Genomic DNA, 25818 nt, shown 5'->3' with positions numbered 1-25818 from the left:
GCCTATTTTGCCGAGGTTTCGGAATGACTGCCTGCGCCGGCGCTGGACGCGACCTTCTCGATCTTCGGGTCGGCCCAGCTTCCGGTCACGTGGTATTGCGTGGCGAACGCCTTCGAGACCTGGTCGCCGAGGATCAGCTGCGCCGCAAGCGTGCCGAGCCCCAGCGCCGGATTGATGAACGCGGCGGCCAGCGAGGCCGACGTGGCATCGACCTTGGGCGTGACCTTCACGCGCAGATCCTGCGTCTCATCGAGGATGTTGGCCGACCCCTGCATGGCGACCTGGAACTGCGGCCCGCGGACGGCGAAATCTTCCGTGCGCGCGACACCGTTGGTGATGGTGCCGGTGGCCACGACGCTGTCAAAAGGCGTGCCGCGCCCCGTGGCGCTGCGCAGGTCGGTGGCGAAGTGCAGCAGCCCCTGCAGGCTCAGCACGCCGGCCAGCTTGGCGAGCCCCGGATCGACCGGCAGGAACTGGCCCCGCTCCAGGTTCAGCGCCATGCGGCCGTTGAGCGTCGGGTAGTCGATCGACATCGGCGAGCCGCGCCAGACCACGCGCCCTTCGAGCTTGCCCTTGGCGCCGTCGAGCACCTTGGCGAAGCCCATTTTCTGCAGCAGGTCGCCGGAGTCGCGCAGATCGAGGTTGAAGTCGAGCAGCGTGCGGCGTTCCGGGTCGTCGCTGCCGCGCAGGCGGCGTGGAATGCGCCAGGTGCCGTGCGCGGTGAGCGTGGCGGCAGGCTGTTCGATCTTGAGCGTCTCGAGCGTCCAGACCGGTGCCCCGTCGCTGATCTGGCTGCGCGCCTTGATCTCGAGCTTGCCGAGGGCCTTGCCGCGCAGATCGAACTTGTCGGCCACGAGGTCCAGCGACGGCATCTCCTGCGAGCTGCGCGCCAGGGATTCCGTCAGCGCCGTCTCTTCCTGCGCATCGGGGATGCTCATGCGCGACAGGCGCATCGTGAGCTCGCCGAACGGCACGGCTGCGCTTTCGGCGTGCCAGCGCGCGGCACCGGCAATCTCGCGCGATTCGATGGTCGATTGCCAGTTCGCGCCGTCGCGCGTGGCGTCGATGCGCACCGCGTTGAAGTCGCGGCCCAGGATGCGCAGCGTCTGGGCACGCCCGCTCAGGCGGCTCGGCAGATAGGCGTTGTGGCTGGCAGACGTCTTGGGGGCCGAGGCGGCAGCGGCGTGTTCGGTGGCAATCTGCGCGGCGCTCTTGTCAGCGGTGGGAGCGGCGAAGACGTGGCGCCAGGCGTCGATGTCGAGCTGGTCCAGTGCCAGATTGGCCTGGACGCCTTCGGCCGGCTGCGGCACCGGCTGTCGCACGCCAATGCCGCCACGCAGCACTTCGACGCCGCCGGCGCCGCTGCGCTGTTCATAGCGCGCGGTGGCGACGTTGCCAAGCTGCAGCGTGATCTCGTCGAGGGCGTTGTTGGCGGCCAGCGGTTGCATCTCGAAGCGCACCGGCAGCGGCTGGCCCGCGGCCTTGTTCAGCGGCGCCGGCAGGCGCACGGTCATCGGCGTGAGGTCGGACTGCACCTGGATGATCGGCCGATGCTGCTTGACGCTGATGGTCGCGCTGTAGGGCGCGCTGCCCTCCAGTGCGCGCGCTACCGCGGCGACCGGGCTGCCTTCCGGCGTGGTTTCGCGCAGGCCCTGTGCCGACGCCGTACCCGCCACCTGAATGCGGATCGTGCCGTCGGGCGCGGTCCCGCCGGTGGGGCGGATCTCGCCGCCGGCAAAGCGTGCACGCAGGTTGTCGAAGCCGATGCCCTTATGGGTGAAGGTCAGCGCGCCGGTCACATCGGTCAGTGGCGGGGCCTGCGGAATCAGCGTGACATCGTTGCGCAGGAACGAGACGCTGCCTTGGGCGCGCGTCGAATGCATCTCGTGCAGCGGCAGCTCGAGCTTGAGCGCCAGCGTGGCGTTGCCCTGCGCGCGCGCCTCCTTGGTGAAGTGGCCGATCCACTGGCTGACCGGGCTGGCCTCGACGTACTGCAGGAAGTTCTGTGTCGCCCCGTCGCCCTTGCCTTCGATGGTGAGGACCGGGTTGTGGTCTTCCATGTCGGGCAGGTTGCCGCCTACGTCCTGCAGGTTCACGCCCATCACCTTGGCGCGCGCCACCTTGAAGGCAAGCGACGACCGATCGAAGATCACCGTGCCGTCGATGTTGGTGAATGCGGGCCATTCGCCGGGGTGCGTCGGCATGCGCCCCGGCGGGCTGTGGGCCGCCTGCGCCGGGGCCGGCTGATACGTCACGTTCTGCACCGGGACCTCCACCCGGAACGCGCCCTGGTGCGGCGGCCGGAACGGAAAGTCGTGCAGGTCACCCGCCAGCGCGAAGCTGACGTTGCTCGCGCTGCCGGCCAGCAGTGCGCCGCCCAGGTAATCGCGCAGATGCTGGCTGATGGACAGCGGCAGGTAGCGCGGCACGCGCGCCACTTCGGCGCGGTCGAGCGTGCCCTTGAGGTCGAGGCTGCCGAGGCGGCTGGTGTCCGGCGCATGGCGGTAGGTGCCTCCGACGCGCGCCGCGAGGTCGCCATTGGAGAAGGTCACGTTGTCGCTGGCGACGACGAGTTCCTGCTTGCGGTACGTCCAGTTGAAGGTGCCTTGCAGGCGATCGAGCGGCACGCGCGGCTCGGCGAAGGTGCCGGGCAGCAGCAGGGCGGCGTCGGCGGAATCGATGCGCAGCGTGCCCTTGTCATCCGAAAACGTTGCGTTGCCGGAGAGGTTCTCGACGCCCGGCACGGCCGGCTCCGGGTGGTGCCCTGGCGGCACGGCGGGCAGCTCGCCCGGGCCGAACGAGACCTGGCGCATGGTGGCGCGGCCGGTAAAGTGCACCGGCGCCGATGCCGAGGCCTGCGGGCGCCAGCGCGACACATCGCGCTGCCAGTGGATGTCGAGATCGTCGACGCGGCCGGTGGGCTGCCTGGTGCGCAGCGGTTGCAGCACGCTCGCCGGCAGCGGCAGCGCGGTGGCGATGCTGCGCAGGTCGGCCAGGTCCAGCGTGGCGGCCTTGATCTTCAGTACGCGCAGCGCATCGCGCTTGTCGAGTGCCCAGCCGACGGTGACATTGCGCAGGCCGCGCGGCGTGCCGGCGGGGTTGGCCGGCGCCTCGATGCCGGGGCCGGCCAGTTCGGGCATCGACGGGGGTTGCGCCGGCGGATTCAGTGGCTGCCAGAGCAGCGTATCGAAGCGCACGGTGTGCTCGCCGCGCGTATCCCGCTGGTGCGTCGCCAGCGCCTGAAGGCTGCGCAGCTGGAGCGGGTCGAGATCCTTGCGCACTTGCAGATCGAGCTGCTGTCCGGTCAGCCGCGCCTGGCTGCGCGTGAAGGCGCCATCGGCGAACTCCACCGAGCCGTCGGACGACACGGTGCCGCTGTTGGCGGCGGCCAGAACCGGTACGTAGCGTTGCACGGCCGCCAGCTGCAGCGTGTCGACCTGCCATGAGGCCTGGCCGTGCCAATGGCGCCAGTCGCCGGGCCGGGCCAGCAGGTCGTGGCGGAAGTCGGCGTGGAACTTGATGGGACCGTTGAACAGTGTGGGCGATGTGCCGCTGGCGTCGACCCGGTGCCGCGTGGGGCCGCTGCGCAGCCGGATGCGCACGTTGCCCAGCGCGACCTCGGGCAGGTTCCGCCGCTCGTCGAGCCAGCGCACGGCGCCTTCGCGGAAGTCGATGTCGCCCTGGGAGAGCAGCTGGTCGAAGAAGTCGCTGTCGCCGCCGGTGTCGGGCGAGAGCGGCATGCCGGCGACGATGAGCCTGCCCTTGGCGTCTCGGCGGACCAGCACGTCGGCGCGATCGGCATGCAGCACGGCAAACGTGATCTGCATCCGCGGCAGCGAGCGCCAGGACAACCGCGCCTGTACATCCTGCACGGCAAACGTGCGGCGCCCGGCGGGGTCGCGCGCCTCGATGCGCTGGGCCCGGAAGGCGGGATGCCAGCCCTCCCAGAAGGTCTCGAGCGAGCCGATGCCCACCGTGGCGTGCAGTGCGCTCGACGCCTCGCGCTCCATCCATTCGCGCGCGACACTTGCGCGCGGCCACAGGACAAAGCGCACCACGAGCATGCCGATGACGGCCAGGACCACCAGCGCCACCGCCGTTTTCCACACGAGGCGCCACAGTGTGCGCCAGACGCGCGCGCCGGCCACGGAGCGCATGCCGGCGCCCGCCTTGCCCGCCAGCCCCATCAGACGCGCCCAGGCCGTAGGCCGTCCTGCCCCGCCCGGGGACAGGGTGCTGGTGTGTCCACCATCGGACTTCGGCGATTCAGGGAACTGGGGCGGGCGGGGCATGATGCGGATTATCCGATATTCGGCAGGCGGCGCCACATTTGCTGCCCTGCCGACCGGCAAGCACGCCGGATGCCCGCGAAAGTCAGTGGTCACCGACCGGCCCCGCGCGCATTTCAGCGAGAATGGACGTTTCCGCCAACGCTTGATTGGGTTCGCATGACTGATTCCGCCTTGTCCACGCAGCCGTTCCTGCAGGCGCCGGCCCGCGCGCCAGAGGCCCCTTTCGCCGCGCTGCCGTTCGCGCTGGCTTATTCGCGCTACATCCAGCGCCTGGCGCAGGCGCGTGAGGGCTGGGCCGACCGCGTGCACGCCGCCGCTGGCCGCCCGATCGACGTGGCGTGGCTGTCGGCACGCTTTGCTGAACTGTTCGATACGACGGCCGCCGAGCCGGAGACCGCGCTCAAGCGCGCACTGCGCCTGCTGCGCAACGAAGTGTTCGGCGCGCTGGTCGAGCGCGACCTGTCCGGCGCCGCCACGCTCGACGAAGTGACCGGCACGATGACCGACCTGGCCGAGTTCGCCGTGCGCGCTGCCATCTCCGTGATCGGGCGGGAGCTCGAGGCTCTGCACGGGCAGCCGATGGGGCAATCCTCCGGCGAGGTGCAGGAGCTGGTGGTGGTCGGCATGGGAAAGCTCGGCGGGCGCGAGCTCAACGTGTCCTCCGACATCGACCTGATTTTCCTTTACGACGAAGACGGCGACACGCACGGCGGCCCGCGGCCGTTGTCGAACCACGAATACTTCACCAAGCTCGGCCGGCGCCTCATCAACGCGCTGGCCGACGTGACCGAGGACGGCTACGTCTTTCGCGTCGACATGCGCCTGCGCCCGAACGGCGATGCCGGGCCGCTCGCGTGCAGCCTCGGCATGCTGGAGGAGTACTTCGTCGTGCAGGGCCGCGAATGGGAGCGCTACGCGTGGATCAAGGGCCGCGTCATCACCGACCCGACGAGCCCGCATGCGGCCCGCGTGATCCAGCAGCTCGACCGCGTGACCGGGCCGTTCGTGTTCCGGCGCTATCTGGACTACGGCGTGATCGCGGCCATCCGGTCGCTGCATGCGCAGATCCGCAACGAGGCGGCCAAGCGCAGCAATGGCGCCAATCAACAGCGCGATGGCCAGGGCCACGTGCAGGCCCGCTCGCCCAATATCAAGCTCGGGCGCGGCGGCATCCGCGAGATCGAATTCGTTGCGCAGGTGTTCCAGCTCATCCGCGGCGGGCAGGACTTTGCACTGCGCGTGCGGCCGACGCTGCAGGTGCTGCGTGCGGCGTCCGAGCGCGGCCTGATCGACGCCGAGGCAGTGGCGCGCCTGACCGAGGCATACCGCTTCCTGCGCCAGCTCGAACACCGCCTGCAGTACATCGAAGACGCGCAGACGCACAACCTGCCAGGCTCGCCCGAAGACCAGCTGCGTGTGGCGCGCATGATGGGCTTTGACGACTACGCCGCGCTGGTGGCCAGGCTGGAGGCGTACCAGGACGAAGTCGCGCAGCAGTTCGAGCAGACCTTCTCCGACAAGCAGGACAGTCAGCCGCCATGCGCCGCCGTGTGGCATGCCGATCTGCTCGACGACGAGCACACCGAAACGGCGCGCACGCAGCTCGCGGAGCTCGGCTATGCGGACCCGGACAGCGTGCTCGAGCGCCTGCGCGCGACGCGCAATTCGCCGCGCTACCGGGCGCTGTCCGAAGTAAGCCGGCAGCGCTTCGACCTGCTCATCAACCGGGCGATCGACCAGGCGTCGCGGCAGACCGATGCCGATGTCACCATCGCGCGCTTTCTCGATTTCTTCGATGCGATCAGCCGGCGCGCGTCGTACCTGTCGCTGCTGAGCGAATACCCGCAGGCGATGGAGCGCGTGGCCCACACGCTGCACGCGTCGCGCTGGGCAGCGGACTACCTCACGCGCCATCCGCAATTGCTCGACGAACTGCTCGACGTGGAGGCGCTGTCGGCCGAGCCCGACTGGCCGGCCTTCAAGGAGCGTGTGCGCGACCGCCTGCGCGCCGCCGCCGACCACGTCGAGATGCAGATGGACATCCTGCGCCAGGAGCACCATGCCGAAACGTTCCGCGTGCTGCTGCAGGACCTGCAGGGCATGCTCAGCGTCGAACACATCAGCGACCGGCTTTCCGACCTGGCCGATGCGATGCTGGACCTGACGCTGGAGACGGTCTGGCAGCAGGTCGGCACACGTCACCGCGAGGTGCCGCGCTTCGCCGTGGTGGCCTACGGGCGGCTGGGCGGAAAGGAACTCGGCTATGCGTCGGACCTCGACATCATCTTCCTCTACGACGATGACGACGAACGCGCGCCCGATGTATACGCGTCGTTTGCGCGCAAGCTCATCACCTGGCTGACCAGCCACACCGCCGCAGGCATGCTGTTCGACGTGGACACGCGCCTGCGCCCGAACGGCGCGGCCGGCCTGATGGTCACGCACTTCGAAGCGTTCCGCCGCTACCAGATGCGCGAGGGCGACAACGCCGCGTGGGTGTGGGAGCACCAGGCCCTCACGCGCGCGCGCTTCTGCGCGGGCGACGCCGAGATCGGCCAACGCTTTGAGGCGCTGCGCACCGAGGTACTGCGCCAGCCACGCGAGCCGGCCCCGCTGCGCGACGAGATCGTGGCGATGCGCGAGCGCGTCGCGGAAGGGCATGCGAACCCGACCGACCTGTTCGACCTGAAGCACGATCGCGGCGGCATGGTCGATATCGAATTTACCGTGCAGTTCCTGGTGTTGCTGCACAGCGCGGTGCATCCCGAACTCACGCGCAACAAGGGCAACATTGCGCTCCTGCACATGGCGGGCGAGCTCGGCCTGATCGATGCCGCGCGGGCCGCACAGGTGGCCGATGCCTACCGCGACTTCCGTGCGCGCCAGCACAAGCTGCGGCTGGACGGGCAATCCGCCGCCCGCGTGCCGGCCGGTACGTGCGCGCACGAGGCCGCGCAGGTGCGGGCGTTGTGGCAGCAGGTGTTCGGGCCGGCGCAATGAGGGGGCATCGGTACGCAGTCTCCGTCGGGGGCGCCTGTGTGGGTGTGGCCGTGTTGTCGGCGGCGTTTTCGTTTGTGCCGTGGCTGCATGCCGCGGGGCTGTATCAGCGTGACGCCGTGCGGGCGGGGCAGTGGTGGCGCATCGTCACCGCCATGTGGGCCCATCTGGACGTGTGGCACTGGCTGGCCGATGCGATGGCGGGCGCAGGGCTCATCCTGTTGCTGGCCCGTGTGCTGCAGCCCCAGCGCATCGTCGGGGCGCTGCTAACGTGCGGCGTGCTGGTGCAGCTTGCGCTGCTCACGCAGCCGGCGGTGCAGTGGTATGGCGGGCTTTCCGGCGCGCTGCACGGCTTGGCCGCATGGGGCGGGCTGCGGCTGCTGAAACCCGCCGCCGAGGCGGAGGACGACCGCATCTCGCGCTGGCTCGGCGTGGCGCTTTGTGTGGGTGTGCTGGTGAAGGTGTGGCTCGAGCAATCGTGGCTGTCGCCCATCGCCTTTGACCCGCATTGGGGGTTTGGCGTGGTGCGCATCGCGCATGCGTTCGGGGCGGGGAGTGGTTTGTTGATTTGGGTGTTGGGGGAGTGGCGGGTGAAAGGGCGATCGACGTGAGGCCGAGCGGGTCTGGAGACCAATAAAAATGGACACGCCGGCTTTCATGCCGGCGTGTCCATTTAGCGGTGTTGCGTGGGTGCGGGTGGTCCGTTATCGCGCGCGGCGACGGCCGATTCCAATTGCGCCGCCTGCAAGCAGCAGGCCCGCGAGCCACAGGGGCAGGGCGCCGCCACCGCCGCTGCCGCCATTGCTGGTAGTGCTGCTGCCCGTTCCCGTGGTCGCCGGCGCGGTGACGGTTACGGTGGTGCTGTCTGCTGCGGTCGCCTGTGCGTTGTTGGTCAGCGTCACGCTGAACGTATAGACCCCTGCGTCAACTGGTGTGAACGTGGCAGTGCTCTTGCCGCTGGCATCCGGCCCCGACGTTGTGAGGTCGACGCGAGGGCCGCCCGTCTGCCCCCACGTGGTGCTGGTGGCAGACTTTCCGTAGCCGGCCCCGCCGACGGCGGTCAGCGTGACCGTCGCGTTAGCCACAGTGTTCGATGCCGATGCGGTTACGTGGATGGTCGGCGAGCCTTGGGCCTGTACAAGCGCGGCGCCGGCATCGAGCATCCCAGCCCCGCACGTGGCCGCATGGGTTGCGCAGTATGTGCCCGCCGGGAAGGGTCGCGCAGACTGTTTCAGAATCTTCGCAATGTCGTCTGGTGCCAGCGCAGGCTGGACCGACAGCATCAGCGCTGCGGTCGCCGCCACGTGGGGTGTGGCCATCGACGTGCCGATGTAACTGGCGTAGGTATCACCGGCCGGTGAAGCGTCCGGTATCGTCTTGCCGGTGTTGGAAAGCGACCGGATGCCGCTGCCAAGCCCGGCAACGACGGTTCCCGATCCGCCGCCTGGTGCGCTGATGGTCGTCTGCCCGCCGACGTTGGCGTACGACGCATTGTCGCCCTCCAGGGTATGGGCCGTAACAGCGATGACGCCGGTGCAGTTTGCCGGCGCATCGACGGGTCCTGCTTCGTTGCCCGTCGCCGCAACAATGGTGACGCCCAGCGCCCGGGCCGCATCGACCCGATCGTGTTCAAATTGCGAGCAATTCCCCTGGCCGCCCACGCTCAGGTTGATGACTTTGACCGGAGTCGGGTTGTTCGTGACGCCCGACACTTGGCCGCCGGCCAGCCACGTCATGGCGTCCATGATGTCGGACGTCATGCCGCCGCACTTGCCCAGCGCACGCGCCATTTGCACACGCACGCCGGGCGCGATGCCGGCGATGCCGATGGTGTTGTGCTGCGCGCCGATCTGGCCGGCGACGAAGGTGCCGTGCCAGCTGCTGTCGCTCGCACGGCTTCCGCAGAGGCTGGGATAGGTCTGCGCATCGCCTACAGTGACCCAGTCGCCAGGGTCTGCTGCGGTGGTGTCCCCGCCGTTGTTCACAAATCCGGCTTGGACTGTGTTGCCCGTCTTGGGGTCCGGGCTGCTGGTCAATGCATTGTTGCTGACAAAGTTGTGGCCGGCACTCAGATTCAGTCCTGCAAAGTCAGCATGGTCGGCGCGGATGCCGGTATCGACGATGCCGACGCTTGCGGTGTTGACGCCCGTGGTGGTATTCCACGCGGCTGTCACATTGGCGCCACCCGCTGCACTGGCGCTCGGCGGCATCAGATTCCACTGTTGCCCAAACAGCGGGTCAGTTGGCACCGCCATGGGGCGCATGATCCGGTCTGCAGAGACGTATTCAAATTCGCCGCTCGCTTCCATGCGCTGCGCAACGGTTTGCGCGTCTTGCAGCGTCATCACCCTGGGCAACGTGACGACGTGGGCGCCGCCAGACATCGGCCGCTTGTACGTCATCGGCAACTGAGCGGCCGCAGACCAGCGTTGCACCGTTGCCACGTCTGCCGAGGGTGCGGCGCCATTTGCCCCAGCCGACTGGGGTTTCACCGTGCCGGTCGCGCCCGGCTTTTCCTTGATGATGAGCTGGGTAACCCATTGCAACTGCGTATTGAACGTCGTGGATTTCTCCACCGCTAACGCCGGTGCGGCGCAATACGACGCCAACCCCAGCACCAGCACCGTCGGAGCCATCCCCCCGCGGGTCATCTTCTTCATCAGAGCAGTCCTGTTTTTGTAATGAAGTACAAACTGTGTCGCTGCATTGTCCGAAACGACTGAGACAATAGGCTCCTGAAGGGACTAGGTATAAACCCTGATATCCACAGGCAACTTAGCTGTAGTGGGGTGGCGGCGCGGTGCAAACGGAAACGCCTCCACAGGGGAGGCGTTTCATCTCGCGGTGGGGTGTCGGGTCAATGCGGCAACCTGCGGCGTCGACAAGCAAATCCTAGCGCCAGCAGCAACGCCGCGCTCATCAGCGGAACCGCACCACCGCCTCCACCCCCGCCACCAGAGCCGCTCGTCCCTGTCCCACTGCCGATCCCTGCCCCCGCCGTGCGCTGGGCATAGGCCACCGCACCGGCCGCATCGAGCAGCCCCGCCCCACAGACGCCGGGGTTGTTGGCGCAGAACGTGCCGCTCGGATGCGGCCGCGCTGTCTGCTGCAGCCCGGCCAGCACCTGCGCATTCGACAACTGCGGCTGCACGCTCAGCATGAGTGCGATGGTCCCGGCGACTTCCGGCGTCGAGAAGCTGGTGCCGGCGACCTGTTTGACCACGTAGTTGCCAAGGCTCTGCGTGCCGTCATTGGAATCGGCCTGAATGACCGATTGCGCCTCGGCGCAGGTTGGCGGATCGGTGGCGGTGATGACCTTGGAGTTGCCGCAGCCCCCACCCGGGGCGGACAGTGCAACCTGCGATCCGACATTCGCGTAGCTGGCGTTTTCACCGCTGTCGACGTGCGCGGTCACGGCGATGACGCCCGTGCAGTTGGCTGGCGCGTCCACGCTTTGGGCCGCCTCATTGCCTGCGGCTGCCACAACGATCGTGCCGCGCGCGGCGAGCTGGTTCACCGCATCCTGCTCCGCCGCCGAACATTGGCCCGTGCTCCCAAGGCTGACGTTGACGATACGCGCCGGGTGGTTGTTCGTTGGAGCGCCGGCAACGGCAAGGCCGCCGGCCCACAGCATGCCGTCCACGGTGTCGGAGAGCAGCGCGCCGCATTTGCCCGACACGCGTACCGGTACGAACTGCGTGTTCCAGCCCACGCCGGCGATGTCGCGTCCATTGTTGGTCGCGGCGGCAAGCACACTGGCGACCTCGGTGCCGTGCCAACTGTTGGGCTGCGGATACGTGTCCGACGTCGAGCAGCCAAGGCTCGGATACTGCGTTGCGCTGGTCACCCCGTCGCCAAGGTCATGCGCATCCGACCCGCGCCCGGACGAGTTGCCCGCGCGCACGGGGTCGGAGATGAAGTTGTAGCCGGGCAGGATTTTTCCCGTCAGATCGGGGTGGTCGGTGTAGCCGGTGTCCACCACCGCGACCACGATGCTGGACGAACCCTGCGTGATGTCCCAGGCCGAGGCCACGTTGATGCCGCCCGGCACGACGGTGGGCGACGCGAGGTTGTTCTGCACGGCGAACCGCGTGTCGTTCGGGATGACATTGGGCCGAAGGATGCGATCCGGCACGGCGTACGCCACGCGCGCGTCCTGGGCGAGCTTTGCCGCCGTGGCTTCGATGCTGGCCGCATCGGTGAGGCCGGTGCGCAGCAGTTGCGCGTTGGTGCCAAGCGTGCGCTTGACCTGCAGCGTGCTGCCCGCCGCTTGTGCGACCGACAGCAGCCGGTTGCCGGCCTCGCTGGCGGACAGCGTCTTGCGCGTGCCACCGGTGTCGTCGCGCCATTTGATGATCACGTCGCCGGTGTACGCCGGCTGCGGCGTGGCCGCCGTGGCCGGCTGGGCCCCCAGCACCGCGGCGATGCACATGGCGCTGGCGCCTGCACGGAGCCAGGACTTCAGCCGGAAGAGGGAAGGGGTCATCGGTGCGCGCTCCGTGGCATCTGGGTCTGTTGTGAAACGCTGGCTCGATGCAATCGTTGACAGAACGTTACACAAAACCAAAGGTAGCACGCAGCCTGTCCTGATGCCGTCACGTCGTCGTATGCAGTGCATGGCCGGGATGGCCAGCGCGCCGCCGTGGAATCAGCAGAAAACGGACCCGCCTGCAGGCCGTGGGCACAAAAAAGGGCGCCCCGAGCGCCCTTGTTGATTCACAGTGGGAAGGCACCTATTGGCGCTGGAGCTTCATGACGCGATCCGCATCGGCCGAGGCAATGCCTGGTGCTGAACGCAGCGCTGCGACGGCGCCGTCCAGGGTGGCCGAGGCATCGCCTGAGCTGGCCCGCACGACCCAGAAGCCGCCCGACATCGGCCGCACGACGGCAAACGCCAGGCGCGGCGTGGCGCGCGCGCCGGCTGCGTCCACCACGCTCTGCACGGTGGTGGAGGCCGTCGTCGGCGTGCTCAGGCCGACGATGATGTCGCCAAGGGGATGCGCGGCCGAGACCGAAGCGGGCGGCTGGGTGTTGGCCGAGGTGGGGTCCATGGCGGGCGGTTTGCCCGGATCAATGGCCGGCACCGACTTGCACGCGGCCAGCAGGCAAAGGCCGACGGCCACCGCCAGCGCGGGCTTGGCACGTGACAGCAGGGATCGGGGTCGAGCAGCCGGTTGGGCCATGCGGTTCTCCTAGGAAGTGTTGGATCGAATTGGCACGCGGCAGCGCACGCGCGTGGGCGCCTATGTCGACGCCCTTGTCTCCGGTATAGGCGATCACTGTGCCACGCGGCGGGGTTTGCGCGCCGCAGCGGCCGGCGCCGGTTGTGCGCGGCCCGCGGCGAGCATCTCGTCGGCGTGGCGGCGCGTGGTGTCGGTGAGTGACGCCCCGCCCAGCATGCGCGCGATCTCGTCGACACGGCTGCTGGCGTCCAGGACGACGAGGTCCGAACGCGTGCTGCCGGCCACGGTGCGCTTGGCCACCTGGATGTGGTGGTTGGCCAGCGCAGCCACTTGCGGCAGGTGGGTCACGCACAGCACCTGGCGGCGCGTACCAAGCTCGCGCAGACGCCGGCCCACGACTTCGGCAACCGCCCCACCGATGCCGGAGTCGACCTCATCGAAGATGAGCGTCGGCGTCGGGCTGGCCTCGCTGGCAATCACCGAGATGGCCAGGCTGATACGCGCCAGTTCGCCCCCCGACGCGACCTTCGCCAGCGGCCGCGGCGACACGCCTGCATGCCCGGCGACGAGGAATTCCACCTGCTCCAGCCCTGCCGCACCGCCATGTTCGAGGGCATGCAGCGCGATGTCGAAACGCCCGCCGGCCATCGACAGGCCCTGCATGGCGCCGGTCACCGCCTCGGCCAGTTCACGCGCAGCCTTGGTGCGGGCGCGTGACAGCGCCTGTGCGACTTCCATGTAGGCGGCGCGGGCCTGGGCTTCCTGCGCCTGCAGCGCGTCGAGGTCTGCGGCGGCCTGCAGCGCAGCGAGCTGTGCCTCGCGGTCTGCGAGCTCCGCAGGCAGGGTCTCGGGCGCCACGCGGTACTTGCGCGCCATGGTGTGCAGCGCCTGCATGCGCGCATCGACTTCCGCGAGCCGCTCCGGGTCGAGTTCGGCGCGATCGGCGTAGCGGGCAAGCGTATGCACGGCTTCCTGGATCTGCACCTCGGCCGGCTCCAGCGCCGCCAGCACGTCGGCGAGGGACGGGTCGATCTCGGCGAGCTGGCGCAGCGTATGCAGCGTCGCGCCGAGCTGCGTGAGCACCGCGTCTTCCGATTCCGACAGGCCATCGAGCGCCGCCCGCGTGCCCTCGATCAGGCTTGCCGCGTGCGACAGGCGATGGTGCTCGGCCTGCACGTCTTCCCACTCGCCGGGTTGCGGGGCGAGCTTCTGCAGCTCATTGACCTGCCATTCGATGCGCTCGCGTTCGAGTTGCGCTTCGCGCGATTGCTGCTCGGCCGCTTCGCGCTGGCGCACCACGGTCTGCCAGGCGCGATAGCGTTCGCTCACCGCGCGCACGTCGTCTTCGAGGCCGGCGTGGGCGTCAAGCAGGCTGCGCTGCGCGTCGGTCTTGAGCAGCAGCTGATGCGCGTGCTGACCATGGATATCGACGAGCTGCTCCCCCACCTCGCGCAACTGCGCTAGCGTGACGGCCGCGCCGTTGATGAACGCCTTGCTGCGGCCGGCGGCATCGACGGTGCGGCGCAGCAGGATCATGCCGTCGTCATCATGAAGCTCGTGCGCCTCGAGCCAGGCGGCCACGTGGGGCTGCACGTCAAACGCGGCGGTGATGTCGGCGCGTGGCGCGCCCTCGCGCACCACGGCGGCATCGGCGCGCTCACCCAGGGTCAGGGCCAGGGCGTCGATCAGGATGGACTTGCCCGCGCCCGTCTCGCCGGTAAAGACGGTAAAGCCGTCGGCCAGGTCGAGATCCAGCGCATGGACGATGACGAAATCGCGGATGGTGAGACTGCGCAGCATGGCGGGAAGGGTTGTGGCTGGAACCGGCTCAGGACCCGTAGCGAGCGGCCGACGGTGAAGTGGACGACGCTGCCGCACAAGGGTACGGCGAGCATCGCATGTTCAGGATCGGTCCGCGCAGCAGGATCATGGGCAGGTCTTAAAGACGGTTGTCTTCGGTCGGATACTCGTGCCAGTGCAGCTTCTTGCGCAGCGTGGCGTAGTAGTTGTAGCCGACCGGGTGCAGCAATTGCACGGTGCGCTCGGAGCGGCGCACCACGATGCGGTCGCCGGGCAGCAGCGACGTGAGCGACTGCATGTCGAAGTTGACGCTGGCGTCGCGCCCGCTCGTCACCTGGATGACGACCTCGGCATCGTGCGGAATGACGATCGGCCGGTTCGACAGCGAGTGCGGCGCGATCGGCACCAGCACCAGCCCCGAGAGTGCCGGATGCAGGATCGGCCCGCCGGCGGACAGCGCATAGGCGGTCGAGCCGGTGGGCGTGGAGACGATCAGGCCGTCCGAACGCTGGTTGTACATGAAGAAGCCATCGACCGACACGGCGAGCTCCACCATGCCGGAGAAGCCCGAACGGTTGACCACCACGTCATTGAACGCCAGCGCCGAGAAGATGATGTCGTCGTCGCGCACGACCTGAGCCTGCAGCAGCGTGCGGATTTCCGCCTCGTAGCGACCGGACAGCATGTCGGGCAGCACGGTGTGGACGTCTTCGAACGGGATGTCGGTCATAAAGCCGAGCCGCCCGTGGTTGACGCCGATCACGGGCACGTTCGCCCCGGCCAGGTGGCGGCCGATGCCCAGCAGCGTGCCGTCGCCGCCCAGTACCACCGCCACGTCGGCCTGGCGCGCCATCTGTTCGGGCGGCAGGGCAGGGTAGTCCTGGACGCCGATGTTGAGTGCCGTATCGCGCTCGAACACGATGTCATGCCCGCGCGCCGCAATGCATGACGCCAGCTCCATGAGCGGCCCGGCGATGTTGGCGGCCGAATACCGGCCGACCAGCGCGACGGTCTTGAACGGGGAGGCGGGCGAGGCGGCGGGAGCTTGCGGGGCCACGGCGGACGGGGGAATCGACATGCGCGCATTACACCATATCGATATGACCCCCGCCACGTCTGAGGAAGTTTGGCGGGAAACGCCAACGTCACCGGTTGTCTGGGGGCGATTTTGCGTAAAATTGGAGAATCATGGACAAGCGCGCCACCATCCTTCTCAAGACCCTGATCGAACGGTATATCGCCGAGGGCCAGCCTGTCGGCTCGCGCACCTTGTCGAAGTATTCGGGGCTTGATCTGTCGCCGGCCACCATCCGCAATGTGATGGCCGACCTGGAGGAAATGGGCTTCATCGCCAGCCCGCACACCTCGGCCGGGCGGGTGCCCACGCCGCGGGGCTACCGGCTCTTCGTCGACACCATGCTGACGGCCAGTCCGCTGGATGTGCTCAGCTCGCAAGACCGCATGGCACAGCAGATGGCGGGCGCGATTGCCGAGCAGGTGCGTGCGCAGCTCGCCTCGCATGGCTCCGAATCGTCACAGCGGGTGATTGCGGCGGCCGCGCAGACCCTGTCGAACCTCTCGCAGTTTGCCGGCATCGTGATGACGCCGCGCCGCACGCATGCGTTCCGGCAGATCGAATTCCTGCGCCTGTCGGAGACGCGCATCCTCCTGATCGTCGTCACGCCCGAGGGCGACGTGCAGAACCGCATCATCCATACCGAGACGCCGTACACGCCGTCGCAGCTCGTGGAGGCGGCCAACTACATCAATGCGCATTACGGCGGCATGACCTTCGATGCCGTGCGCGAACGCCTGCGCGGCGAGCTGTCCGCGCTGCAGGCCGACATGACCACGCTGATGCAGGCGGCGGTGGAAGCCGGCAGCAGCGCCGTGTCGGAAGAGGATCCGGTGGTCATCTCGGGCGAGCGCAAGCTGCTCGATGTGGAAGACCTGTCGTCTTCGATGGACAAGCTGCGCCGCCTGTTCGCCGTGTTCGAGCAGAAGACCGGCCTGCTGCAGCTGCTGGATGTGTCCAGCCGCGCGGAAGGCGTGCAGATCTTCATCGGCGGCGAGAGCAGCCTCGTGCCGCACGAAGACATGGCCGTCATCACCGCGCCGTACGAGGTGGACGGCAAGATCGTCGGCACGCTGGGCGTGATCGGGCCGATGCGCATGGCGTACGAGCGCGTGATCCCGATCGTGGACATCACGGCCAAGCTGCTGTCCAGCACGCTCAGCCAGTATTGATTCGGAGGTGCTGCAGGGCTGGACCGTCCGCGGCTGCACGCCTGCCAGGAACGGCCCTGAGGCGGCTTCTTAGCCAGAGGCATAAGCTCAGCCGATTTTCTTCGACGACAGCGCGGTCTGCCGTCTCACACAATCGACTCCGGCGCATGTGCGCGGTTCTCTTCTGCCGGAGTCTTTCATGGCTGGTTCTTCCCGTTTCCGTTGGCTTGCCGCGGCGCTGTCCGCGGCCGTTTCGTTGACCTTGCTCGGCGCCGCCCCGGCGCGTGCGGCCGAGCGCGAGGTCGTCATCGCGTATCAGGACATGGTGCTGCCGTGGCGCTACGCCCAGGCCACCGGCGAAGTGGAGCGCGCCACCGGCTACAAGGTGACCTACCGCCAGCTCGCCAGCGGCGCGGATGTCGTGCGCGCCATTGCGGCGGGCTCGGTGCAGATTGGCGAGGCGGGATCGAGCCCGATTGCAGCCGGCGTGTCGCAGGGCGTTGGCCTGTCGCTGTTCTGGATTCTCGACAACATCAACGACGCCGAGGCGCTGGTCGCGCGCAACGGCAGCGGCGTCTCGCGCGTGGCCGACCTGAAGGGCAAGACGCTGGGCGTGCCGTATGTGTCGACGTCGCATTTCCACGCCCTGGTGGCGCTGCAGCAGGCCGGCCTGGACCCGCGCGATGTGAAGGTCGTCAACCTGCGGCCGCAGGAGTTGTCGGCCGCGTGGGATCGGGGCGACGTCGATGCCGCGTTCATCTGGGATCCGGTGCTCGCCAAGGTAAAGAAGACCGGCACGGTGCTGACCACCTCCGGCAGGATCGCCGCCGCCACCGGCAAGTCCACCTTCGACGGCTTCGTGGCCGACCGCAAGTTCGCGCGCGACCATGCCGACTTCCTCGCCAAGTTCGTCGAGGTGCTGGCCAAGGCCGATGCGGCCTATCGTGACAACAAGGCAGCGTGGACGGCCACTTCGCCACAAGTGGCGGCAGTGGCCAAGACTTCTGGCGCGACGGCCGCTGACGTGCCGGCAAGCCTGGCGCTGTATGCGTTCCCGGATGCGGCGGAACAGGCGTCTAACCGGTGGCTGGGCGGCGGCGCGCAATCGGGCGCGGCGCAATCGCTGTTGGCCACCGCGCAGTTCCTGAAGACGCAGGGCACGATCCAGGCCGTGCTGCCGGATTACGGCCCGGTTGTCGATGCGCGTTTCGTGCAGCGCGTCGCCGGTGGGGCGAAGGCCGTGGCGACGGCAGCGCGATGAGCCGCATTGAAGTACGCGGCCTGCGTGTCGACTACTCCGATGCGCAAGGCCGCACGACGCAGGCGCTCGGCGGCGTGGACCTGTCGATCCAGGCTGGCGAATTCGTCGTCGCGCTCGGCGCGTCGGGATGCGGGAAGACGACGCTGCTGAACTGCCTGGCCGGCTTCGTTGCGCCCACGGCCGGGCAGATTCTGCTCGACGGGCGCGAGGTCGATGGACCGGGGGCCGAGCGCGGCGTGGTCTTCCAACGCTACGGCCTGATGCCGTGGCTGAACGTGCGCGACAACGTGGCCCTCGGCCTGAAGCTGCGCGGTGTCGATCGCAGGACGCGGCATGCGCGGGCGCTGCAGCTGCTGCGGCTGGTCGGGTTGGAAGCGCATGCCGCGTCGCCGGTGTATGCCTTGTCCGGCGGCATGCAGCAGCGTGTCGGCATCGCCCGCGCGCTGGCGACGGAGCCCCGCGTTCTGCTGATGGACGAACCGATGGGCGCGCTCGACGCGTTGACGCGCGAGACCATGCAGACGCTGGTGCTCGATGTCTGGCAGCGCACCGGCACGACCGTTTTCTTCATCACGCACGACGTGGAGGAGGCGCTGTTCCTGGCGACGCGCCTGATCGTGATGTCGCCATCGCCGGGCCGCATCGTGCAGACATTCGATCTGCCGTTCTCTCGACAGGCGCTGGGAGGCGGCGACGCCCGCGCGGCGAAATCGTCGCCGGAATTCATTGCCTGGCGCGAGCGTGTATTGGCGCTGATCCACCATGCCCCCGAGGAGCTGCTCGCATGAGCGCGCTCGAAACTCCCGTGCTGGAGCGTGCCTCCGTGGTTGCAGCGCCGCCTTCGAGCAGGCCGGCGCACAGGCTGCGCGGCTATCGTCTGCCGGGCGAGGGCAGCGCATTGCGGCTCAGTGTGTTGTCGGTGACGGCGTTGGTCGTGCTTTGGTGGGCGGCAACCACCTTCCATTGGGTGCCGCCGTTGTTCCTGCCTTCACCGCAGGCCGTCGGGCGCGCGTTCATCGATGCCTGGCATGGCGATATTCAAGGCGGCCAGCCGCTGGCGTCGCATCTGGGCTGGAGCGCGCTGCGCGTCTTCGGCGCGTTTGCGCTGGCTGCCGTGACGGCCATACCGATCGGCCTCGCGATGGGCGTTTCCCGCACCGCGCGCGGCTTACTGGATCCGCCCATCGAGTTTTATCGCCCGCTGCCGCCGCTGGCATACCTGCCGCTCGTGGTCATCTGGCTGGGCATTGATGAGCGGGCGAAGATTGTCGTCATCTATCTTGCCTGCTTCGCACCGATTGCCATGGCCGCGCGTGCCGGCGTACGCAGCGCCACGCTTGAGCAGATCAACGCCGCATATGCGCTCGGCGCAAGCTTCACGCAAGTGGTGCGCCACGTGATCCTGCCGGCGGCGCTGCCCGAGATCCTGACCGGCTTGCGCATCGCCATCGGGTTCGGCTGGACCACGCTGGTGGCCGCCGAGATGGTAGCCGCCACGGTGGGCCTCGGGCAGATGGTGCTCAACGCGTCGAGCTTTCTGCGCACCGACCTCGTGGTGATGGGCATCGTCCTCATCGGTGCGATTGCGTGGGCGTTCGACCTTGCCATGCGCGCCATCGAAGCACGCGTGGTGCCCTGGAAGGGCCGCACCTAGGCCGCCCAGGCCTCAGAAACTCCCCGTGAACTGATACCGCCCGCCCGGGTGCCACATGGTCGCCACCGAGGCGACCTGGCCCTGGGAAAGCGTCTTGCGCCGCAGCATCAGGCACGGCTCGCGCGCGTCCATGTGGAGCATCTCGGCGATCTCGCGCGGGGGCAGGCGCGCCTCGATGCCGTATTCCACGCCCTGCAGCGGTGCGGCCCGCATCAGGTAGGCGTTGGGCGTGGTCTGCGTGAAATCCTGCTCCATGTACTCGGGCGCCAGCGCGGCATTCACCCAGCGGTCTTCCGCCTGGATCGGCACGTCGTTTTCAAAGTGCACGATCAGGGAATGGAACAGCAGCGTCCCGGTGGACACGCCGAACGCCGCGGCCATCGCTTCATTGGCGCGCGCACGTTCGAGCTGATGCAGCTCGGCGCGGTGCCGGTGGCCGCGCGCGGCAATTTCCTCGGCGATGTTGCGGATCGCCACCAGCGTCGCCTGGTACTTCTGCTGCGCGACGAACGTCCCGAGCCCCTGCACGCGCGTGAGGATCTGCTCGGCGGTCAGCTCGCGCAGCGCGCGGTTGACCGTCATGCGCGAGACGCCAAACGTCTGCGCGAGCGCGACTTCAGCGGGAATCATCTCGCCCTCTTTCCATTCCCCGCTGCGAATGCGGAACAGGATGTCTTCCTTGATGCGCTGGAAGGCAGGGGTGCTGGCGGGTGCGTCTTGTGACATGGGGGCGACCTTGGGGCGCGGCATGGCGGACCGATGTGATGGAGGCATGGCAGCCATGATCGGGGTTTGCCACCAGGTTGTAAAGTTCTCTTGCTTTATTTGTATATACAACATAGGATGTGCGGCATGCCTTTGGAGTTTGCAGGAGACCTCACATGAACGCCCCCATCGACGCTGTCCACCTGACCAACGACCCGCGCTACGACGCTTCGCGGGAGATCCGCGCCCCGCGCGGCACCGAGCTGCACTGCAAGAGCTGGCTGACCGAAGCGGCTTACCGGATGCTGCAGAACAACCTCGACCCGGATGTGGCCGAGAACCCCAAGCACCTCGTCGTGTATGGCGGCATCGGCCGCGCCGCGCGCGACTGGGCCTGCTTCGACAAGATCCTGGAAACGCTGCGCGAGCTGAACGACGACGAATCGCTGCTCGTGCAATCGGGCAAGCCGGTGGGCGTGTTCAAGACCCACCCCGATGCGCCGCGTGTCTTGATCGCCAACTCCAACCTCGTGCCCAAGTGGGCGAACTGGGAACACTTCAACGAGCTGGATCGCAAGGGCCTGTTCATGTACGGCCAGATGACTGCCGGCAGTTGGATCTACATCGGCAGCCAGGGCATCGTGCAAGGCACGTACGAGACGTTTGCCGAAGCCGGCCGCCAACATTACGACGGCAAGCTGGCCGGCAAGTGGATCCTGACCGCCGGCCTGGGCGGCATGGGCGGCGCCCAGCCGCTGGCCGCCACGCTGGCCGGCGCCGTGTCGCTGAACATCGAGTGCCAGCAATCGAGCATCGATTTCCGCCTGCGTACGCGCTACCTCGACAAGCAAGCCAAGGACATCGACGACGCATTCAACCTGATTCGCCACCATTGCGAGCGCGGCGAGGCCGTGTCCATCGGCCTGCTCGGCAATGCGGCGGAAATCCTGCCGGAGCTGGTCAAGCGTGCCCGCGCCGGTGGCCTGAAGCCGGATCTGGTGACCGACCAGACCTCGGCGCATGATCTGGTCAACGGCTATCTGCCGATTGGCTGGACGGTCGAGCAATGGCGTGCTGCGCAACGTGACCCGTCGCAGCACGCCCGCCTGACCGACGAGGCCGCCAAGTCCTGCGCCGTGCACGTGCAGGCCATGCTGGATTTCCAGGCCATGGGCATCCCGACGGTCGACTACGGCAACAACATCCGCCAGGTCGCGTTCGACCAGGGCGTGAAGAACGCCTTCGACTTCCCGGGCTTCGTGCCGGCCTACATCCGTCCGCTGTTCTGCGAGGGCAAGGGCCCGTTCCGCTGGGTGGCGCTGTCGGGCGATCCGGAAGACATCTACAAGACCGACGCCAAGATCAAGGAACTCTTCCCGCACAACACGCACGTGCATCGCTGGCTCGACATGGCGCGTGATCGCATCGCCTTCCAGGGCCTGCCCGCGCGCATCTGCTGGCTGGGCCTGGGCGAGCGTCACCTGGCCGGTCTGGCTTTCAACGAGATGGTCAAGAATGGCGAGCTGAAGGCGCCGATCGTGATCGGCCGCGACCACCTCGACACGGGCTCGGTCGCCAGCCCCAACCGCGAAACCGAAGCGATGCGCGACGGCACCGACGCCGTGTCGGACTGGCCGCTGCTCAACGCGCTGCTCAACACGGCGGGCGGCGCGACGTGGGTGTCGCTGCACCATGGCGGCGGTGTCGGCATGGGCTATTCGCAGCACTCGGGCGTGGTGATCGTCGCCGACGGCACCGACGCGGCGGCCAAGCGCCTGGGCCGTGTGCTCGTCAACGATTCGGGCTCGGGCGTCATGCGCCATGCCGATGCCGGTTACGAAACCGCCATCGCCTGCGCCAAGCGCAACGGTTTGAACCTCCCGATGATCGGCTAAGTTAAAGACACAGACGTACGCAGATTTCCATGAACACCATGACCACGCCCCCCATCCTCACGCTGCAACCCGGCGCGATGACGTTCGATGACCTGCGCCGCGTGTGGCTCGCGCCCACGCCCGTCGTGCTGTCGGGCGATTGCGCAGCGGCCATTGAGGCATCGGCCGCCACGGTGCAGGCCATCGTCGCCAAGGGCGACCCGGCCTACGGCATCAACACCGGGTTCGGCCTGCTGGCCAGGACACAGATCCCCACGCACGAGCTGGAGCGCCTGCAACGCAACCTGATCCTCTCACACGCCGTCGGCACGGGCGAAGACCTGAGCGACAACGTTGCGCGCCTCGTGCTGCTGATGAAGGCGGCGAGCCTCGCGCGGGGCTACTCCGGCGTGCGCCGTGTCGTGATCGACACGCTGCTGGCACTGCTGAACGCCGGCATCGTGCCGTGCATCCCGTCCAAGGGTTCGGTCGGCGCTTCGGGCGATCTGGCGCCGCTGGCGCACATGACGCTGGCCCTGCTGGGCGAGGGCCATGTGCGCGTAAACGGTGTGCGCACGCCGGCGCGGGAAGCCCTGGCCGCCGCTGGCATCGAGCCCATCGCGCTGGCCGCCAAGGAAGGCCTGGCACTCATCAACGGCACGCAGGTGTCGACCGCGCTCGCCTTGAACGGCCTGTTCCTGGCCGAGCGCCTGCTGAAGGCTGCCACCGTGGCCGGTGCCCTGTCGGTGGACGCCGCCAAGGGCAGCGACGCGCCGTTCGACCCACGCGTGCACACCGTGCGCGGACAGCAGGGGCAGATTGCCACCGCCGCCGTGTACCGCAACCTGCTGGCCGGCAGCGCCATCCGCCAGTCGCACCTCGTGGGCGACAAGCGCGTGCAGGACCCGTACAGCCTGCGCTGCCAGCCGCAAGTCATGGGCGCGTGCTTCGACCTGATCCGCCAGGCCGGCGCCACGCTGCTCACCGAAGCCAACGCAGTCACCGACAACCCGCTGGTCTACGCCGACGCCGGTGAGGTGATCTCGGGCGGCAACTTCCATGCCGAACCGGTGGCGTTTGCGGCCGACATGCTCGCCATGGCGATCGCCGAGATCGGTGCGCTGTCGGAGCGCCGCATCGCGCTGCTGATCGACTCCACGCTGTCTGGCCTGCCGCCGTTTCTGGTCGAGCAGCCGGGCCTGAACTCGGGCTTCATGATCGCGCACGTCACGGCTGCGGCGCTGGCTTCGGAAAACAAGACGTTCGCCCACCCGGCCAGCGTCGACAGCCTGCCGACTTCGGCCAACCAGGAAGACCACGTCAGCATGGCGACCTTCGCGGGCCGCCGTCTGCAGGACATGGCCGAGAACACCGCCACCATCGTCGGCATCGAAGCACTGGCGGCGGCACAGGGCATCGATTTCCACAAGCCACTGGCGACGTCCGCCACGCTGCAGCGTGCGCATGGCTGCATCCGCGCGCGTGTGGCGTACTACGGTGAAGATCGCCTGTTCGCCCCCGACATCGAAGCCGCCCGCCGCCTCGTGCTCGATGGCGACCTGGGCGATTCGTGCCGCGACCACCTCGCCGATCTTTCGCTCGCCTGACCATGCTCGTCCAAGCCGAACCTACCGTCTGGCAAGGCCGTGTCGATGCGGAGGAAGGCCCGCTCGGCTTGCGTTGGCACCAGACGGTGCGCCGCATCGATGCATCGACGCCGCTGGCCAATACCGTTGCGCTGGCGGGTTTCGCCTGCGACGCGGGTGTCGCGCGCAACCATGGGCGCACCGGTGCGCAGGCAGGCCCGAACGCCATCCGCAAGATGCTGGCCAACCTGCCTGCGCGGGCGGGCAGGGTAGTCGTCGATGCGGGCGACGTGACGTGCCAGGGCGATGCGCTGGAAGCCGCGCAGGAGGAACTGTCGGGCGTGCTGCACGACCTGCTCGACCGCGGTGCGTTCCCGATCGCGCTGGGCGGCGGACATGAGATTGCATGGGCGTCGTTCAACGGCCTGGCGCGGCATCTGGCTGGCCAATCGGAACCGCCGCCGCGCATCGGCATCCTGAATCTTGACGCGCATTTCGATTTGCGCGCCGGCGAGCGCGGCAGCTCCGGCACACCGTTCCGCCAGATCGCAGAAGACTGCGCAAGACGCGGCTGGCCATTCCATTACGCGTGCCTCGGTGTGAGCACGTACGCGAACACCGAAGCACTGTTTGCCCGCGCCCGCCAGCTCGGTGTGCGCTGGATGCATGACGACGAGATGGACATCCTCCAGCTCGGCCACGTGCTGCAGGTCGTCGAGCTGTTCCTGAGCCAGGTCGATCATGTCTACCTGACGATGTGCCTGGATGTCTTGCCGGCCAGCATCGCGCCGGGCGTGAGCGCACCGTCGGCACGCGGCGTGTCGATGGACGTGATTGAGCCCATCGTTGACCGCGTCATCAGTTCCGGCAAGCTGCGCCTGGCCGATGTGGCGGAACTGAACCCATCGCTCGACATCGACAACCACACCGCACGCGTGGCGGCGCGCCTCGTCGCGCGGGTGGCCGACGGCATTGGCCTGCAAGGAGCGGCGCGTGACTGACATGCACTGGGATGCGCTTTGGACCAACGTCCACCTCGCCACGCTGGCAGCCCATGCCGACGGTTACGGCGAAATCCGCGATGGCGCCATCGCCGTGAAGGATGGCCGCATCGCGTGGCTCGGTGCTCGCGCCGATCTGCCGCCGAATGCCCGCGCCACACGCGAGCACGACGGCGGCGGCGCGTGGCTGACGCCGGGGCTGATCGATTGCCACACGCACCTCGTCTACGCCGGCAACCGCAGCAATGAATTCGAAGCGCGCCTGAACGGCGTGCCGTATGAGGAGATCGCGCGCGGGGGCGGCGGCATCGTTTCCACGGTGCGGGCCACGCGTGCGGCCAGCGAAGAGGCATTGGCCGAGGCCAGCCTGCCGCGCCTGAATGCCCTGCGCGCCGAAGGCGTTACCACCGTCGAGATCAAATCCGGCTACGGCCTCGATCTGGAAACCGAGCGCCGCATGCTGCGTGTCGCGCGCCGCTTCGGCCAGACCTTGCCGGTGCGCGTACGCACGACGTTCCTCGGCGCACACGCCGTGCCGCCCGAATTTGCCGGTCGCGCCGACGACTACATCGACCACCTCTGCGCCGACGTGCTGCCCGCACTCGCCGCCGACGGCCTCGTCGATGCGGTCGACGCGTTCTGCGAAACCATCGGCTTTTCACCGGCGCAGACGGCGCGCATGTTCGACGCGGCCCAGCGCCTCGGTCTGCCGGTCAAGCTGCATGCGGAGCAGCTTTCCGACCAGGGCGGTGCCGCGCTCGTGGCGCGCTACGGCGGCCTCTCTGCGGACCACCTCGAATGCCTGACCGCCGAGGGCATCGCCGCCATGGCGCGGGCCGGTACCGTGGCGGTGCTGCTGCCCGGTGCGTTCTACTGCCTGCGCGAAACGCGTCTGCCGCCCGTGACCGCCCTGCGCGAGGCAGGCGTGCCCTTGGCCGTGTCCACCGACTGCAATCCCGGCACGTCGCCGCTCACGTCGCTGTTGCTCGCAATGAACATGGCCTGCACGCTGTTCCGCCTGACGCCGCTTGAGGCATTGACGGGCGCCACGCGCCATGCCGCCGCCGCCCTCGGGCTGTCCGGCACGTGCGGCGTGCTGGCCCCCGGTTACGCCGCCGATTTCGCACTCTGGCGCATCGACCGCCCCGCCGACCTCGCCTATGCGATGGGCTTCAACCCCAGCGTGGGCGTGGTCAAGGATGGCGTGGCAGTGGCGTAAGCCAGACGCGGCGGACCGGC

Annotated in this window: 17 protein-coding genes; 10 read left to right on the top strand and 7 right to left on the bottom strand. The window is 68.2% G+C overall.

Annotation, left to right across the window (positions count from 1 at the left end):
* Nucleotides 1-2 precede the first annotated feature (2 nt).
* The gene (locus tag A6M56_RS15925; protein WP_102080093.1) at nucleotides 3-4292 is read right to left on the bottom strand and encodes a YhdP family protein; all 4290 of its coding nucleotides are present in this window, start codon (nucleotides 4290-4292) and stop codon (nucleotides 3-5) included.
* Nucleotides 4293-4448: 156 nt separating this feature from the next.
* Here A6M56_RS15925 and glnE point away from each other — a divergent pair, with 156 nt between their 5' ends.
* Nucleotides 4449-7292, top strand: coding sequence for a bifunctional [glutamate--ammonia ligase]-adenylyl-L-tyrosine phosphorylase/[glutamate--ammonia-ligase] adenylyltransferase (gene glnE, locus A6M56_RS15920; RefSeq protein ID WP_062737925.1), 2844 nt, complete (start codon nucleotides 4449-4451; stop codon nucleotides 7290-7292).
* Nucleotides 7289-7900 carry a rhombosortase gene (gene rrtA, locus A6M56_RS15915; RefSeq protein WP_045787632.1) on the top strand — a complete coding sequence of 204 codons (612 nt, stop codon included), beginning with the start codon at nucleotides 7289-7291 and terminating at the stop codon, nucleotides 7898-7900. The genes glnE and rrtA overlap by 4 nt, the downstream gene beginning before the upstream one ends.
* A 93-nt stretch (nucleotides 7901-7993) precedes the next feature.
* Here the strand turns inward: rrtA and A6M56_RS15910 are convergent, their stop codons facing one another.
* The 5 genes from A6M56_RS15910 to A6M56_RS15890 all read right to left on the bottom strand — a co-directional run bounded on the left by A6M56_RS15910 (nucleotide 7994) and on the right by A6M56_RS15890 (nucleotide 15350).
* Nucleotides 7994-9949, bottom strand: a complete 1956-nt coding sequence (locus tag A6M56_RS15910) for a rhombosortase-dependent MprA family serine protease (protein WP_102080092.1) — start codon at nucleotides 9947-9949, stop codon at nucleotides 7994-7996.
* A 197-nt stretch (nucleotides 9950-10146) separates the two neighbouring features.
* Nucleotides 10147-11775 (bottom strand): rhombosortase-dependent MprA family serine protease, encoded by a 1629-nt coding sequence (locus A6M56_RS15905; protein ID WP_104610489.1) that lies wholly within the window; start codon nucleotides 11773-11775, stop codon nucleotides 10147-10149.
* A gap of 247 nt (nucleotides 11776-12022) precedes the next feature.
* Entirely contained in the window at nucleotides 12023-12472 is a 450-nt protein-coding gene (locus tag A6M56_RS15900) for a hypothetical protein (protein ID WP_062737922.1), read from the bottom strand.
* A gap of 93 nt (nucleotides 12473-12565) precedes the next feature.
* A complete protein-coding gene (gene recN, locus A6M56_RS15895; protein ID WP_102080090.1) occupies nucleotides 12566-14272 on the bottom strand; it encodes a DNA repair protein RecN in 1707 nt (568 codons plus the stop codon).
* Between the two features lie 139 nt (nucleotides 14273-14411).
* On the bottom strand, nucleotides 14412-15350 hold the full coding sequence (locus A6M56_RS15890) for an NAD kinase (RefSeq protein ID WP_045787628.1): 939 nt from the start codon (nucleotides 15348-15350) through the stop codon (nucleotides 14412-14414).
* A 110-nt stretch (nucleotides 15351-15460) separates the two neighbouring features.
* On the opposite strand from A6M56_RS15890, the gene hrcA reads away from it, so the two are divergent.
* From hrcA to A6M56_RS15870, 4 genes are all read left to right on the top strand, one after another.
* On the top strand, nucleotides 15461-16519 hold the full coding sequence (hrcA, locus tag A6M56_RS15885) for a heat-inducible transcriptional repressor HrcA (RefSeq protein WP_045787627.1): 1059 nt from the start codon (nucleotides 15461-15463) through the stop codon (nucleotides 16517-16519).
* 178 nt (nucleotides 16520-16697) lie between these two features.
* The gene (tauA, locus tag A6M56_RS15880; protein ID WP_045787626.1) at nucleotides 16698-17759 is read left to right on the top strand and encodes a taurine ABC transporter substrate-binding protein; all 1062 of its coding nucleotides are present in this window, start codon (nucleotides 16698-16700) and stop codon (nucleotides 17757-17759) included.
* Entirely contained in the window at nucleotides 17756-18547 is a 792-nt protein-coding gene (locus A6M56_RS15875) for a taurine ABC transporter ATP-binding protein (protein WP_102080089.1), read from the top strand. Before tauA ends, A6M56_RS15875 begins: the two co-directional genes overlap by 4 nt.
* Nucleotides 18544-19413: an ABC transporter permease subunit gene (locus tag A6M56_RS15870; protein WP_045787624.1), complete on the top strand. Its 870-nt coding sequence runs from the start codon at nucleotides 18544-18546 to the stop codon at nucleotides 19411-19413. The genes A6M56_RS15875 and A6M56_RS15870 overlap by 4 nt, the downstream gene beginning before the upstream one ends.
* Nucleotides 19414-19425: 12 nt before the next feature.
* Here the strand turns inward: A6M56_RS15870 and hutC are convergent, their stop codons facing one another.
* Complete coding sequence (hutC, locus tag A6M56_RS15865; protein WP_045787935.1) at nucleotides 19426-20139, bottom strand: histidine utilization transcriptional repressor HutC; 714 nt, start codon at nucleotides 20137-20139, stop codon at nucleotides 19426-19428.
* A gap of 155 nt (nucleotides 20140-20294) precedes the next feature.
* On the opposite strand from hutC, the gene hutU reads away from it, so the two are divergent.
* The 4 genes from hutU to hutI are packed head-to-tail and all read left to right on the top strand — an operon-like array spanning nucleotide 20295 to nucleotide 25798.
* Complete coding sequence (gene hutU, locus A6M56_RS15860; RefSeq protein WP_062737918.1) at nucleotides 20295-22013, top strand: urocanate hydratase; 1719 nt, start codon at nucleotides 20295-20297, stop codon at nucleotides 22011-22013.
* Nucleotides 22014-22042: 29 nt separating this feature from the next.
* The gene (gene hutH / locus A6M56_RS15855; RefSeq protein ID WP_045787622.1) at nucleotides 22043-23599 is read left to right on the top strand and encodes a histidine ammonia-lyase; all 1557 of its coding nucleotides are present in this window, start codon (nucleotides 22043-22045) and stop codon (nucleotides 23597-23599) included.
* Nucleotides 23600-23601: 2 nt separating this feature from the next.
* On the top strand, nucleotides 23602-24579 hold the full coding sequence (gene hutG / locus A6M56_RS15850; RefSeq protein WP_102080088.1) for a formimidoylglutamase: 978 nt from the start codon (nucleotides 23602-23604) through the stop codon (nucleotides 24577-24579).
* Nucleotide 24580: 1 nt separating this feature from the next.
* On the top strand, nucleotides 24581-25798 hold the full coding sequence (gene hutI / locus A6M56_RS15845) for an imidazolonepropionase (RefSeq protein ID WP_254171157.1): 1218 nt from the start codon (nucleotides 24581-24583) through the stop codon (nucleotides 25796-25798).
* The last annotated feature ends 20 nt before the right edge of the window (nucleotides 25799-25818 follow it).

It is taken from the genome of Ralstonia sp. RL, from assembly GCF_001683835.1.
Taxonomy (GTDB): domain Bacteria; phylum Pseudomonadota; class Gammaproteobacteria; order Burkholderiales; family Burkholderiaceae; genus Ralstonia; species Ralstonia mannitolilytica.
The sequence above is the reverse complement of the archived record's forward strand: the minus strand, read 5'-3'. Positions and strand labels throughout refer to the sequence as shown.

Coding starts and splice junctions, on each gene's coding strand:
- rrtA (WP_045787632.1), top strand. CDS start 7,289: ATGAGGGGGCATCGGTACGCAGTCTCCGTCGGGGGCGCCTGTGTGGGT.
- A6M56_RS15870 (WP_045787624.1), top strand. CDS start 18,544: ATGAGCGCGCTCGAAACTCCCGTGCTGGAGCGTGCCTCCGTGGTTGCA.
- A6M56_RS15875 (WP_102080089.1), top strand. CDS start 17,756: ATGAGCCGCATTGAAGTACGCGGCCTGCGTGTCGACTACTCCGATGCG.
- recN (WP_102080090.1), bottom strand. CDS start 14,272: ATGCTGCGCAGTCTCACCATCCGCGATTTCGTCATCGTCCATGCGCTG.
- hrcA (WP_045787627.1), top strand. CDS start 15,461: ATGGACAAGCGCGCCACCATCCTTCTCAAGACCCTGATCGAACGGTAT.
- hutC (WP_045787935.1), bottom strand. CDS start 20,139: ATGTCACAAGACGCACCCGCCAGCACCCCTGCCTTCCAGCGCATCAAG.
- hutU (WP_062737918.1), top strand. CDS start 20,295: ATGAACGCCCCCATCGACGCTGTCCACCTGACCAACGACCCGCGCTAC.
- A6M56_RS15910 (WP_102080092.1), bottom strand. CDS start 9,949: ATGAAGAAGATGACCCGCGGGGGGATGGCTCCGACGGTGCTGGTGCTG.
- hutH (WP_045787622.1), top strand. CDS start 22,043: ATGAACACCATGACCACGCCCCCCATCCTCACGCTGCAACCCGGCGCG.
- A6M56_RS15905 (WP_104610489.1), bottom strand. CDS start 11,775: ATGACCCCTTCCCTCTTCCGGCTGAAGTCCTGGCTCCGTGCAGGCGCC.
- tauA (WP_045787626.1), top strand. CDS start 16,698: ATGGCTGGTTCTTCCCGTTTCCGTTGGCTTGCCGCGGCGCTGTCCGCG.
- hutI (WP_254171157.1), top strand. CDS start 24,581: ATGCACTGGGATGCGCTTTGGACCAACGTCCACCTCGCCACGCTGGCA.
- glnE (WP_062737925.1), top strand. CDS start 4,449: ATGACTGATTCCGCCTTGTCCACGCAGCCGTTCCTGCAGGCGCCGGCC.
- A6M56_RS15890 (WP_045787628.1), bottom strand. CDS start 15,350: ATGTCGATTCCCCCGTCCGCCGTGGCCCCGCAAGCTCCCGCCGCCTCG.
- hutG (WP_102080088.1), top strand. CDS start 23,602: ATGCTCGTCCAAGCCGAACCTACCGTCTGGCAAGGCCGTGTCGATGCG.
- A6M56_RS15925 (WP_102080093.1), bottom strand. CDS start 4,292: ATGCCCCGCCCGCCCCAGTTCCCTGAATCGCCGAAGTCCGATGGTGGA.
- A6M56_RS15900 (WP_062737922.1), bottom strand. CDS start 12,472: ATGGCCCAACCGGCTGCTCGACCCCGATCCCTGCTGTCACGTGCCAAG.